General features: G+C 29.6%; 14 protein-coding genes. All 14 read right to left on the minus strand.

Features of this window, described 5'->3' with window-relative positions; all coding sequences use genetic code 11:
- Window positions 1-83 precede the first annotated feature (83 nt).
- Window positions 84-236 (minus strand): cyclic lactone autoinducer peptide, encoded by a 153-nt coding sequence (locus QMG30_RS05140; RefSeq protein ID WP_281812897.1) that lies wholly within the window; start codon window positions 234-236, stop codon window positions 84-86.
- Window positions 230-829 carry an accessory gene regulator ArgB-like protein gene (locus tag QMG30_RS05145; RefSeq protein WP_281812899.1) on the minus strand — a complete coding sequence of 200 codons (600 nt, stop codon included), beginning with the start codon at window positions 827-829 and terminating at the stop codon, window positions 230-232. The genes QMG30_RS05140 and QMG30_RS05145 overlap by 7 nt, the downstream gene beginning before the upstream one ends.
- 172 nt (window positions 830-1,001) lie before the next feature.
- Window positions 1,002-2,324, minus strand: a complete 1,323-nt coding sequence (locus QMG30_RS05150) for a sensor histidine kinase (RefSeq protein ID WP_281812901.1) — start codon at window positions 2,322-2,324, stop codon at window positions 1,002-1,004.
- A complete protein-coding gene (locus QMG30_RS05155; RefSeq protein WP_281812903.1) occupies window positions 2,321-3,055 on the minus strand; it encodes a LytR/AlgR family response regulator transcription factor in 735 nt (244 codons plus the stop codon). The genes QMG30_RS05150 and QMG30_RS05155 overlap by 4 nt, the downstream gene beginning before the upstream one ends.
- Before the next feature lie 593 nt (window positions 3,056-3,648).
- Entirely contained in the window at window positions 3,649-4,539 is an 891-nt protein-coding gene (gene galU, locus QMG30_RS05160; RefSeq protein ID WP_281812905.1) for a UTP--glucose-1-phosphate uridylyltransferase GalU, read from the minus strand.
- A gap of 15 nt (window positions 4,540-4,554) precedes the next feature.
- Entirely contained in the window at window positions 4,555-5,037 is a 483-nt protein-coding gene (locus QMG30_RS05165; protein ID WP_281812908.1) for a YwiB family protein, read from the minus strand.
- Between the two features lie 23 nt (window positions 5,038-5,060).
- Window positions 5,061-6,116 carry a D-alanine--D-alanine ligase family protein gene (locus tag QMG30_RS05170; protein WP_281812911.1) on the minus strand — a complete coding sequence of 352 codons (1,056 nt, stop codon included), beginning with the start codon at window positions 6,114-6,116 and terminating at the stop codon, window positions 5,061-5,063.
- Between the two features lie 243 nt (window positions 6,117-6,359).
- Window positions 6,360-7,088 carry a stage II sporulation protein R gene (gene spoIIR / locus QMG30_RS05175; protein ID WP_281812913.1) on the minus strand — a complete coding sequence of 243 codons (729 nt, stop codon included), beginning with the start codon at window positions 7,086-7,088 and terminating at the stop codon, window positions 6,360-6,362.
- 122 nt (window positions 7,089-7,210) lie between these two features.
- Window positions 7,211-8,326, minus strand: coding sequence for a Ger(x)C family spore germination protein (locus QMG30_RS05180; protein WP_281812916.1), 1,116 nt, complete (start codon window positions 8,324-8,326; stop codon window positions 7,211-7,213).
- A gap of 19 nt (window positions 8,327-8,345) precedes the next feature.
- Window positions 8,346-9,473, minus strand: coding sequence for a GerAB/ArcD/ProY family transporter (locus tag QMG30_RS05185; RefSeq protein WP_281812917.1), 1,128 nt, complete (start codon window positions 9,471-9,473; stop codon window positions 8,346-8,348).
- Window positions 9,454-11,031: a spore germination protein gene (locus QMG30_RS05190; protein ID WP_281812920.1), complete on the minus strand. Its 1,578-nt coding sequence runs from the start codon at window positions 11,029-11,031 to the stop codon at window positions 9,454-9,456. Before QMG30_RS05190 ends, QMG30_RS05185 begins: the two co-directional genes overlap by 20 nt.
- Window positions 11,032-11,047: 16 nt before the next feature.
- A complete protein-coding gene (locus tag QMG30_RS25235; protein WP_353511673.1) occupies window positions 11,048-11,257 on the minus strand; it encodes a CLC_0170 family protein in 210 nt (69 codons plus the stop codon).
- A 249-nt stretch (window positions 11,258-11,506) separates the two neighbouring features.
- The gene (locus tag QMG30_RS05195; protein ID WP_281812923.1) at window positions 11,507-12,184 is read right to left on the minus strand and encodes a GntR family transcriptional regulator; all 678 of its coding nucleotides are present in this window, start codon (window positions 12,182-12,184) and stop codon (window positions 11,507-11,509) included.
- Window positions 12,185-12,212: 28 nt separating this feature from the next.
- On the minus strand, window positions 12,213-13,079 hold the full coding sequence (ispE, locus tag QMG30_RS05200; RefSeq protein WP_281812925.1) for a 4-(cytidine 5'-diphospho)-2-C-methyl-D-erythritol kinase: 867 nt from the start codon (window positions 13,077-13,079) through the stop codon (window positions 12,213-12,215).
- Between the last annotated feature and the right edge of the window lie 78 nt (window positions 13,080-13,157).

Below are 13,157 nucleotides of genomic sequence, written 5' to 3' on the forward strand. Positions count from 1 at the left end.
TTAATATATAATACCTGCTAAGGGATAGATATCACTTTATTAATCTTCACAATTGTAAAACATGAAAGCCCTTGTTTAAAAAATTAATCATTTTTTCTTAGTTTTTCAGGAACTTTTGGTTGATTAAAGAACCATATGCATGCTGTTTGAACAGAAAGTGAAGCTACTGCAATACCTATTAAACCTACTAAACCTAATAAACTTGTACTGACTTTCTTGTTGATCGCTGTTAACATATCTTGACCTCGCTTTCCCTTTTATTTATTATTGGTAAAACTGTTATCGATTCCATAAAGACTGCAATAGCAGCTACCATATAATACGATTGCAAAGAGTTGAAAAATATACTTAAAGTAAAAATAATCAGTGATTGAATAATAACTGTAATCATACTTTTTTTCTTGTAAGTAATTTTCTCAGAGTCACATAACGGTTTATTAATAGTATCAACAGGAGCATAAGTAAGAATTATAATACAGGATTCTATAAGTACTAAAATAATTATTAATAAATTTCTTTCATAATCTAACAATAGATATGAAATTAGTATAGCAAAAAAACAAGATAATAAAAAATAAATAAAACATTTTAGATGTGATTTAGCATGATATCCTCCAGCCTGTATTCTTAAAGAGCAGAAAAATAATATAAAAACAATTACTTTCAATAACTGGTGAAGTAAAATTCCTAAACCAACCATCCCTATTAGGATTAAAAGTGATGATATTACAATTTCAAATCCATATGTATATATTTCTTTATCTTCTTCCTTAATTACTTTTTTATCAATTAATTTGCTAGATATTTTATTTGAAAATTCATATATCACAAATATCCCCCTCTCACATTTTTAATTTTACACTAATTCAAATACAAATCAATGCTTAAATGACTTTTGGTAGTTATCTAATGATAATCGGTCACTATTTTATATATTAATAAGAATATTATAATAATATTTCATGTTTTGTAATATTTTATTACTTAATCAATACTTTAATCTAGCTTAATTTTCCATTATACAACATTATATTGATACTAAAATAATCTTTGATCCTCATTATCTGTATATCACCATAATGTTTTTCTACAATATTTCTTACATTTTTCAAACCTATTCCATGTATATTCTTATCTGCTTTTGTTGTATTCAAGTCAATGATTTTATTGTTAATGATACTATTTACGCAATCAATAACTATATAATTATTGGCATTACTTATATCAATCTTAATATATCTATTCTTTTCTTCCACTTTCAAATTGGCTTCAATAGCATTATCTATAAGATTCCCTAGAATGATACAAATATCAACCACATCAATTGTAATATCTTTTATACTACTCACATTCATCGTAAAATTAATATTATTTTTTTCAGCTTGTACATATTTTCTATTGAGTAATGCTGATATTGCAGGATAATTGGTTATTATTATTTTATCCACTTCGTCTATCTCCGATAATAATTTATTGAGATATTCTTCCAACTTAGCATATTCTTTGTAGACCACTAGCCCTTTTATATTCCCGAGATGGTTAGACATATCATGTCTCAAACTCTTTAATTTCATTGTTGCATCATTGATTTCATCATAATATTTAGATTGTATTTCATATTGTTGAAGTTTCAATTGTAGTTCAAGATCTTTTTTTGATTGTATTATTAATTTATCATATATCAATAATGAAACAATATTTATAATACCTAGCCCTAGAATAACGATTCCAGCAATAATGCCATCCTTACTATTTTTATATATTAGATTTCGATATATAGGTACTATACAAGCCATTATTCCGATATTTAGAATAAACAACAGTATTATTTCCATCAATAAACTTTTCTTAATGATCCTCAGCCCAAATTTATTTTCATTACAGGCAAAAAGGACAACTATAAAAAAAGTTATCAATTTAGATGATACCATTCCTAATACCCTTAATATATTGCTTTTTGCAAAGACTGCTGGAGATTCACCAAATATGAAACTTAGAAGTGATAGTATAACCCCTTCTATAGCTACAATCAATATTAACAGTCCTATGTAGCCTAATAATAATTTAGTTATTTTATCGTCATATAAGATCATAACTACTATAAACATAATTATAATCATAGTAGCAAATGAACCTCTGAATGTAGAGTTTTCAGTACCTTGAGAGAAATAATTAAAGATAAAAATAACTATTGCAATACTGATTCCTCCGATATAATAACATATATTATTGTCATACCTTTTCTTATATACAGAGCTACAATACTTGATGATAATCAAAGCTTCCACTATATCGACAAAAAAATCAATTACATGCCATATCATGATTTCACCCTCTTATAACTTAGAAAAACCTCTTTTACTTCTTTTGCATTTCTTCTGCTTACAGGAAGTTTTTGTCCATTTTTCATGTAGACTTCCTTAGATGTAATTACTTCAATCTTGTCAATATTAGCGATATAACCTTGATGTACTCTTATGAATTTATTAATATCAAGGAGTGTATTAAGTTCATTAAATGTCCCATAGAATTCTATATTTTGCTTATCACAATTAACCATAACCTTGTTCTTGTATTTCTCAAAATAATTTATACTGTTATAAGCTATAATTATTTTTTCTTTGTTTTTGTTTATGACTAGAACTTCATTTTGTTTTTTTGGAGCTTTACGATGTTTAATGGATTTTATAGCAGCTATTAATGCTTTTTGGAATTGGTCTTTTTTAACGGGTTTAAGTAGATATCTAAAAGTATTTATTTCAAAAACATCAAATACATACTCTTTATATCCTGTTACGAATATTATTATTACGTTTTCATTCTTCTCTCTAATTTTTTTGGCACATTCTATACCATCAATACCGTCCATTTCCATATCAAGAAATATAATATGTAGTTTATCATCTGTTTTACAATATTTGACTAAATCCTCACCTGAGAAAAATTTGAGTATATTAACTGTTTTATTTATTTGTTGTACTGTCTCTAAAATTAATTTTTCTACTATATCTACTTGTAATACCTCGTCGTCACATATAGCTATATTAAATTTCATCCCTCAATCCTCCAAATATTAGTTAACTTTAGTTATCTGTATATATAAAATTTACGATTTATAAAACCCAAATATATCAATACGTTTAAACTAATAAAGCTAAAACATTAAAATAATTAGCTTTATTAGCATCAAATATTTAGTATAGCTTATATATTTTAAATTTACAGATAATATTATATAGATAAATTATACCCAATCTTACAAAATCTTGTCAATACATACATAACATTTTACAAATTTCTTAATTATGAGTTTTTATTACATAACTAAAGTAACTTCGTCAGGTTTTTACATTAATTTAAATTAGTGTTGAAGGGGATTTACAAATATTATTTTATGAGGATAGCAAAAAAATGGATAGAAAAGATTGTTTTTTTTATAATAACTCACATGAGTGTGCGTAGTGATAAATAGTTAGTTTTACTTCGCCTTACTCCGACGACCGGTCTTCGTAAAACTAACTATTTATCACTTGCTATCTATTGTGTCATTGTAAGAGAACAAAAGGAATTAAAACAGAAATGTTTATTGATACAACTCTACAACCTAAAATAAAAAACTAGCCAGATTTATCTAGCTAGTCTCCATTATTAATCAACTTTTATGATATCTTCAACATTATTAACTGTTTCTTTTAGATATGCCAAAAAGTCATCTCTTAATTCATCTCTTCGTAAAGCTGATTCTACTGTAGCTTGTAAGAATCCCATTATATTACCTACATCATATCTTTTTCCAATAAAATTATATGCATAGATAGCTTCATCTTTTGCTAACCTCTTGAGAGAATCTGTTAATTGAATTTCTCCTCCAGCTCCTGCTTCTTGCGTTTCTAGATATTTGAATATACTTGGAGTTATTATGTATCTACCAAGAATAGCTATATTTGATGGTGCTTTTTCGGTTTTTGGCTTTTCTACGAGATCCTTTATTTTGTAGATTCTATCTTCGATGTGTTTTGCATCGATGATACCATATTTGGATACATCATCTTCAGGAACTTTTTGTACTCCTAAGATAGATGTCCTATATTCATTGTAAACATCCATCATCTGCTGTAGACATGGTTTCTTGGATACTATTACATCATCACCTAATAAAACAGCAAATGGTTCATTTCCAATAAAATGTTTGGCAGTTAATATTGCATGACCAAGACCTCTTGGTTCTTTTTGTCTAATATAATGAATATTAGCTATCTCAGAAACACTTCTTGCTATTTGTAAAAGCTCATCTTTCCCCTTCTTTTCCAGTTCCAATTCAAGTTCTATTGATTTGTCGAAATGATCTTCTATGGATCTTTTATTTCGTCCAGTTACAATAATAATATCTTCTACACCTGATTGGACCGCTTCTTCAACAATATATTGAATAGTTGGTTTGTCTACAATAGGTAACATTTCTTTTGGCTGAGCCTTTGTAGCTGGTAGAAATCTAGTCCCAAGCCCAGCTGCTGGAATAATCGCCTTTCTTATTTTCATTAATGCTGTTCCTCCTTAACTAAGTTCTTCATTCTGTACTTCTACACTTTTATCATCCATCAATATCACTCTATCTGATTTAGCACTATTAATAGATATAGTAAAAGTATTTACACCCATAGACATATGATTGATACTTAAATCGTATGCTACATTGATTTCCATATAATCATTACCAGTCTCCACATTAATTTTCTTCGTATAAGTATTTATTTCGAATACACCATAAGGTGTTTCATAATGTGTAATATGTGTCTTATCTTTTTCAAATACCATATGAGAATTGACTGCTCCAAATCTTAATATGGATATTTGATTTTCTTCTAGCTTTACTGTAGTTTTTGTTTCTTTGTCACCATCAATTGTAGAATCTACATATGTTATATAGACCTTATTGTTTTTATCTACATATTTACCTGTAGTTACTAATTCTATTTCATCTGTTTCAAACATATCCGTTTGAACACCTTTTACTTTAACAATTACATCTTTTGTCACCTTGATTCACCTCAATGAGAATTTTATTTGTTATACGCAAATTCTATAAGTCTATTAACCAATTCTTTGTTTGACATTCCTTTATCTTCCCAGAGCATTGGATACATACTAATGCTTGTAAAACCTGGTAAAGTATTGATTTCATTAAATACTACTTCTCCCGATTTCTCTTCAATAAAGAAATCTGCTCTTGCCAAACCTCTCCCATCCACTGCACTGAATATATCTGATGCATATTCTCTGATTTTTTTAACTATAGGCCTTGGTAAATCTGGATTTATAATAGTTTTAGAACCTTTATCATTATATTTTGAATCATAATCATAGAATTCAGCTGCTGATATTATTTCACCAACATTAGATGTTCTTGGATGATGATTACCAAGTATCGCACATTCTATTTCTCTACCTATAATAGTTTCTTCTATTAATAATTTTGAATCATGCTTAATTGCAAGTTCAAGACCATCAAACAATTCTCCTCTATTATGAGCCTTGGTAATACCTTTAGATGAACCTGCATTAGAAGGTTTTACAAAAACAGGATAATCCAATTGACTTTCTATCTTAGCCACAACTTCTTTAATTTCATCCATTTCTTTTTTATATACCGAAACATATTTTGCTTGTCTGATGCCCAGTCTATCAACAATTACTTTTGTGAAAAGCTTATCCATTGATACGCTAGAAGCAAGGATACCACAACCTACATACGGAATACCTGCTAATTCAAGGAGACCTTGAACACTCCCGTCTTCACCATATAATCCATGAAGTGCGGGGAAAACAATATGTACATCTAATTTTTCTATACCTTTATCTTTAAAAATTATCAATGCCTTGTCCGTGGCATCCGGGCTAATAATTGCTTTAACCGAATCCTTTACCCATTTATCTTTTGATAAGTCTTCTGTTTTACCATTGTATAATCTCCAATTACCTTCTTTGGTTATCCCTACAGGATATATATTATATTTATCTTCATCAATATTCTTCATTATGGTAGCTGCAGATATACACGATATTTCATGTTCTGACGATTGTCCACCGAATAAAACGACTATATTTTTCTTATTCATTTTATAATCCTCCCAATTTTTCAATTTTCTTGAAATAAGTTATTCAAGATTTCAAGATTTATCCTTAATGGATAAATGTACAAACTCATGTATTATTAAATATATTAATTATTCTCTTATAATATGATAAAAGTACTTATCTGTTATATTTTATATCTTATTGTATTTTTATTCAATAGGTATTTTAAGATTACTTGCAAATAACAAAATAATGCCAACCGCTTATTCACGATTGGCACATATCTACTTATCAACAAATACTTTATTACTATTGTTATTTTGCTTTTTATCTTTCTTATTAAAATTAAACCATTCTAGAAATTTGAATTTAATCTTTATAGGCATGCTTTCTTGTGAGTCAGTCATTACTATTGAATCATATTCTTCATCTGTTAAAATATTTTTTAATGTTTCTTTTGTTTCTTCAGGAACTACTCCATGAGTAACATCTACAAAACACAATGGAGGAAACATCACACACCACCAATTCTTTCCTTTTGCTTCTCCGATTTCTACGATCAATGCTTCGTACTCTCCTGGTGGTAATATTATATCTCCATAAGTTTTTAACGGAAATTGTTCCATCTTAAGTTTAACATCTATTTTATAATCATAATTATATTTCTCAATAACCTTCTCTGATATTGTTTTGATGTCATCCATGTTTTCATATATCAGTTTTCTGGTTTCTTCAATATCTTTAGAGTCTTTTAAAATTGTATTCATACTTTCAAGAATCTCATCTCTAACTTTCAGTTTCAATTGTTGATCCTGTTCGCTATCACTATTAGCAATGACATGAAAACGTATCAAACTATCTGAAATCCCCTCTATTACAGCAGCATTTGTAGCATTTTTACTATAATCATATCCTATAGCTACTACCATTAATATCACTAATAGAATAGATAAAATATAAGTTTTTAATATTTGCCTTTTCTGTAATATTTTCATCAATTTCACCTTCATCATTATTTCCCCACCTTTTCATAATTTACAACTTTATATTACTAGTATTACCAGCATAAATTTTTCTATACATTTTCATCCTGGCCTAAGACAATTATAAAAATTCAGAAAAATTAATAAAAATTCTATTTTGAAAGTCCTACTCTTCTTATACTCACTTTACTCTCCACTTCAATAGATGCCGCTCTAAAATAATCTTCCCAATTGGAATGAGTTAATTCCCAGACTTTTCTATTGCTGGTCTTAACTTTATTGTATGCATTTATAATATCAACGCCAAATTCATCTTGAATGATATCTATAAGTTCATCAATATCCTCTTCCATACTTAGAGCGATTTCTTTTTCTATATTTTTTATATAATCAGTATTGAATAATCTATCTTTATCTTCAAAAATATATTCAGCTATATCTCCTTCACAGATGATTTCTATTTTTATCTTTAACAATCCATCCTGCATATCAAATTTCATCTTAGATGTAAGATCGCTTATTTCATATGGAACCAATACACCTTGCATGTCTACCAGTGCAATAGTCTCTTTTCCCTTACCTAGAACCCAACTGTATGGTGTCATGTACTGGTCTTCTAGCCAGCCTTTCAACTGATACTCTCTAAGAACTGCTAGTCCATCAACAACGACTTCATTATCTTCAAAAATTATATTAGGCATAACACCGTTGCCTTCTGTGCTGTACATTCTGGAAATGAAGTCACCAAGTTCTATTGTCTTGGCACTAACGGTTTCTAAACTGTTATTAATAAAAACTTGTGATAGATATATGCCTGTTGTTTCTTCTCCATTAGGAACCGCTTGAAGTAATTTCTTGCCTGTTTCTTTCGTAGCTAGTAATAGCAAAGACTTAGAATACTCTGGATTTCTATCAAAATGGTCTAATACTTTTTTCAGGTTATCAGTATTCTGTAAGAAATCTGCTCCGAAGATTATTACTTTCGTATGGTCAAAATTAATTCTAAGATTTGATTTCTTACCGAAATCTCTATTGGCTTGAGCTAATGTCTCAGCTTTAGTGACTTTAATGAATTTGGTAGCTTCTCCTCCACTTTGCGCTGTAATAACAGGTAAATTAGGTATTGTATATGTTACTTCTAATAAGTCTCCTATATCATCTAGTGCAAGGCTTATAACATATGCTCTATCATTGAGTTCAACCTTATCCCAGCATCCAGTGAGGAACATGGAACATATAATAAATATTACTATTACTTTAATTTTCATTCAGTCATCAGCCCTTTCACTATTTATTACTTTTCACAGTAGTACTTTTATTATTTTTAATTCCAAGTCCCCTTATTTTGGCTACGATTAATAGAATCAAGGGTATAGGCAATAGAAATAATATACTGACATAACGTGTCATTATACTTAACCAGTCATAGGTCTCAACTATATTATCGGGCATCAATGATATAAGATAGACGATAGGTATCAATGGTAGAATCAAAAAATTCTGCTCTTTTAGTTTAGTCACTTTTTTAAGAAGTAAAGTCGAAAAGAATAGATAAGCGTTAATTAGTAAAAAAACCGTCATGATCCAAAAACTAACCATAAGGGCATCCTGTCTTTGAATTAGAGCACCTGGTAAATGTATAGTCTGCATTATAGACATAACAGGCCATATTTGTCTGGAAGTCTCAACAGGTCCAAATGAACCAATAGTCAAAACGCATATAAGTGCATTTAGTATACCAACAAAAATAACGCTTTTTAGAGCTATCTTCGGTAATTTATTAGGTTTTAATACAAAAGGTGTGGATAATAGTAAAAGTTCTAAACCAGAATAAGCAAATGACATTATTATACTACCATACATAAATTTTTTACCTGAAATTGAAAAAATAGGTGAAATATTGTATAACTCTATATCAGGAATCGCAAAGAAAAATATTAGTATCAATGGAATCAATATGACAAATATCAAAAGTTCTGCCATTCTAGCTCTTGCCTCATAACCTTTTCTGGTTAGATAAACTACAACTAGAAGCATGGCAATGACAATAATCTCTATAGGAGTATTTCTAAGTAATGCCTGTTTAACTAATTCACCAAAAACTCTTATCTCCAAGCCTGCCAGAATAATAAATTTCAACATAAAAACTATACCTATTATAATGGCAATCGGTTTATTGAATATCAGTTCAGTGTATTCTACTATATTTTGATTAGGAAACCTTTTTACTAGCGAAGTTATAACAAAAACATATATTAATGAAATTATAGCTCCTCCTAAAACAATAAAATGTCCATCACCTCCTGCTATTTCTGATGCAATTCTAGGAAGAATCAAACTCGTATTACTGAACATGTTGAGAATTATTAGTATCTCAACCTGTCTCATTGAAATTTTATTGTTTTGTGAAAACATTTTTTTCTCCTTTTTCATCTATATCTAATCTAACTTTGCTACCTCTTCTAGCAAATACCGGTCTTAATTTGTTAACGAATATCGGCATCCTTATAAGTGAATCCTGTAAATCTTCATTATTGACTTCTCTTGCTGTAAAAGGTGATAAATAAGGAATATCAATGCTCTTAAGTGAAACAAGATGAGTCAATATGATTAAAATACCTAACCAAAACCCCAAGAAACCTAAAAAAGCTGATAAAAATATTATTAAATATTTAATTATTCTAAACGCTGAGGTAAGAGAATAACTTGGAATAGCAAAAGATGATATAGCCGTTAATGCTACAATAATGACTATAATAGGGCTTACTAAATTGGCTTCTACTACCGCCTGTCCTATAATGAGTCCTCCTACAATCCCAATAGTGTTTCCTATAGGCGTAGGAAGCCTTACACCTGCTTCTCTTAACAACTCAAAAGCGAGTTCCATAATGAGCACCTCTATAAGAGCTGGAAACGGCACCCCTTCCCTTGCTGCTGCAATGGAAAATGTTAACGATGTAGGTATCATGGCAGGATGAAAAGTCGTTAATGCCAAATAGAATCCAGGTATGGCAAAAGACAAAAAAGCTGCACAGTATCTTAATACTCTGACAAAACTCATTACATACCATCGTTGGTAATAATCCTCTGATGACTGAAAAAAGCAATTCATGGTTGTTGGTAGAAGTAATACAAAAGGAGTATTATCAACTACTATTGCAACCCTTCCTTCCAATATAGCAGAAGCAACTTTATCTGGTCTTTGAGTAACTTGGGTTTGAGGAAATGGAGAATACCAATTAGTCTCAATTAATTGTTCTAAAGTACCACTTTCCAAAACACTATCGATCTTAAAATAACTAAGTCTTTCTTCTATTTCTTTTAACACTTGAGGTCTTACAAGATCATCAAGATACATAAGAGCTACGTCAGTTCTTGTTCTTGTCCCTAACTGAATCTGCTTTACTTTTAACTTGCTGTCTCTTATCCTTCTTCTTATAAGCACAGTATTTATTCTGAATGCTTCAGTAAAACCTTCCTTTGACCCTCTTATTACGTTTTCTGTATCAGGTTGTTGTACACCCCTGTTAGGAAAACCTTTCGTTGAAACTACTATACACTTTTCATAACCATCAATAAAAATTACAGTATCTCCCGAAAGCACGGCTAATACTGCATCATCCATCGTATTAACATCTTTTAGATCAGCTGTTGCAAATCCACCATCCTTAATGAAAGAAAACTTATCTTCATCTGTATCTGGAAGAGATTTTCCAACACCTCTAACTTGTACTAACAACTGTTCAAGAACAGATTCCTCTATAACTCTTCTATCAGTCATAACATCGATATAGGCAATATATGCCCATACATCCTTATTCTTCCCAATAGGGAATTTTCTCTTTACCAAATCACCACAATCAGTAAATAATTCCTCAAAATTTCTAATATTAGTATCCAATGAATCCGAAAACGGTACTAATACTTTATTACTTCTCTCATCATATTTAGCTGCTACTTTTTTTAATCTCATTTCAATTCACCTAACTTCAATTAATAAATCTACCTACTACAAATAATACAACCGATGCAGAAACATAAACTATACCTAGTACAATACTAACTGTATGCTCCTTTTTTCTCTTCTTCCTATATAAAACTTTTCTGTCCCATAAAAGCAGGACTAACCCAACAAACAATAATAGAACTATAAATTTGGCGGAAAATATACTCCCAAATTTATCTAATATATTCATCATAAAGATTACCTTCCTTTTTTTACATTTTTTGTATTTACCTATATTTTTATTCAACTTATATCAAAACTTTTCAACTATTTGTCTCAAAACCAAAATAAATAATCTTATCCCCACAATTTCATAGAAAACCTACATTTATTAACAAAGCACCTCATTAAAGATTTCAAAGAAAAAAGAAAGTAGCACTTTTTTTAACAAAAAAAAGATATTGGCATCTCCAATATCTTTCATCTTTTATTAATTATATAATTATTTGTTCTTCTTATCAAATATCTCAATAACAGCTATCTCCTGATTGACAATATGCTGCAAAGCAATACTTCTTGCTTCTTCAACATTTCTAGCTTCTATTGATTTAACTATCATATCATGTTCTTTGACCAATATATTGAAATCAGTAACTTTTTTGATATATTCAACTCTATAACGATATATCTGCTCTCTCAGATTATTTATTATTAATATCAATTTATCATTTTCAGTTGAATTGAATATTATATCATGGAATTCAACATCTTTCTTTATGATCTGTTCTATATCATGGTCTTGACACGCATTTTGGAATTTTTGACTTGTTTTCTTAAGATTGACAAGAGATTCTTCGGACATTTTGTCACAAGCTATCTTAACTGCAAGTTCTTCAAGTGCTGCTCTTACCTCTAATACATCCTTAATATCTTTATGTGTAATTCTAGCAACTTCTGCACCTTTTCTAGGTATCATCACTACTAGACCTTCAAGTTCAAGTTTTCTTATTGCCTCTCTTATTGGTGTTCTACTAACGCCCATTCTTTCAGCAAGTTGTTTTTCCATCAATCTTTCACCAGCTACAAGTTCTCCCTTAAGAATGGCTTCTCTTAATGTATTAAAGACTACGTCTCTAAGTGGCAGATATTCATTTAAATTGACTTTCAATTTATCACCCATTGCCTGTACATCCTTTCTTTTAATATATTTAACTATTGAATATTGTAGTGGTATAAACGAATTTAGCAATATTGTTTACTTTTAACTTATGGGCAAGGTTATATGCCTTGCGCTTATCATCAAATATACCAAAAACTGATGGTCCACTCCCAGTCATCAACGAACCTATCGCTCCATTTTCCATCATACACCTTTTTATTTCATTAATTATAGGATATTTTTTAGTAGTGACCGTTTCTAGGATATTACCCATGTTTAGACAAATATGATGTAAATCACCTTTATTGATTCCATTAATTATTTCATCTGTATCAGGTCTAGCATCTATATCATTTAAATCAAGATTACTATAAACATATCCCGTTGATACATTAATATTAGGCTTTGCTATAACAACATATGCATTAGGAAAACGCTTCAGAGGTGTCAATTTTTCTCCAATTCCTTCACTAAGTGCTGTTCCCCTAAGCAAACAGTAAGGAATATCTGCACCAAACATAGTACCAATTTCCATCATTTCATTCATAGTCATACGAAGATTAAAAAGTCTGTTCATTCCAACTAATGTAGCAGCTGCATCACTACTTCCTCCAGCCAAACCAGCGGCTACTGGAATAACTTTATATAAATCAATAAAAACTCCAGTTTTTATGCTATATTTTTCTTTTAGATGTTTAACAACTTTATATACTAGATTTCTATCATCAACAGGTAAAAAAGCTAAGTTAGTTTGAATCTTTATCTCATCTTTTCTAATTTTTTTCATATTTATTTTGTCATATAGATTGATAGTCTGCATAATCATCTTTACTTCATGATAACCATCTTGTCTCTTACCTATAACATCAAGTGATATATTGATTTTCGCTCTAGCTCTTATATTAATTCTATACATAATAACCCTTTCAGCTTTTTAATCTATAAGCTTAATTATCTATATTGTACCTTGTATACTTAATATTATATACAATGT

Source organism: Vallitalea longa (genome assembly GCF_027923465.1).
In the GTDB taxonomy this organism is placed as follows: Bacteria; Bacillota; Clostridia; order Lachnospirales; family Vallitaleaceae; genus Vallitalea; species Vallitalea longa.

Bases quoted from the DNA above. Each gene is read 5' to 3' on its own strand.
- QMG30_RS05140 (WP_281812897.1), bottom strand. From the start codon at position 236: ATGTTAACAGCGATCAACAAGAAAGTCAGTACAAGTTTATTAGGTTTA.
- QMG30_RS05150 (WP_281812901.1), bottom strand. From the start codon at position 2,324: ATGATATGGCATGTAATTGATTTTTTTGTCGATATAGTGGAAGCTTTG.
- QMG30_RS05155 (WP_281812903.1), bottom strand. From the start codon at position 3,055: ATGAAATTTAATATAGCTATATGTGACGACGAGGTATTACAAGTAGAT.
- galU (WP_281812905.1), bottom strand. From the start codon at position 4,539: ATGAAAATAAGAAAGGCGATTATTCCAGCAGCTGGGCTTGGGACTAGA.
- QMG30_RS05170 (WP_281812911.1), bottom strand. From the start codon at position 6,116: ATGAATAAGAAAAATATAGTCGTTTTATTCGGTGGACAATCGTCAGAA.
- spoIIR (WP_281812913.1), bottom strand. From the start codon at position 7,088: ATGATGAAGGTGAAATTGATGAAAATATTACAGAAAAGGCAAATATTA.
- QMG30_RS05180 (WP_281812916.1), bottom strand. From the start codon at position 8,326: ATGAAAATTAAAGTAATAGTAATATTTATTATATGTTCCATGTTCCTC.
- QMG30_RS05185 (WP_281812917.1), bottom strand. From the start codon at position 9,473: ATGTTTTCACAAAACAATAAAATTTCAATGAGACAGGTTGAGATACTA.
- QMG30_RS05190 (WP_281812920.1), bottom strand. From the start codon at position 11,031: ATGAGATTAAAAAAAGTAGCAGCTAAATATGATGAGAGAAGTAATAAA.
- QMG30_RS25235 (WP_353511673.1), bottom strand. From the start codon at position 11,257: ATGATGAATATATTAGATAAATTTGGGAGTATATTTTCCGCCAAATTT.
- QMG30_RS05195 (WP_281812923.1), bottom strand. From the start codon at position 12,184: ATGGGTGATAAATTGAAAGTCAATTTAAATGAATATCTGCCACTTAGA.
- ispE (WP_281812925.1), bottom strand. From the start codon at position 13,079: ATGTATAGAATTAATATAAGAGCTAGAGCGAAAATCAATATATCACTT.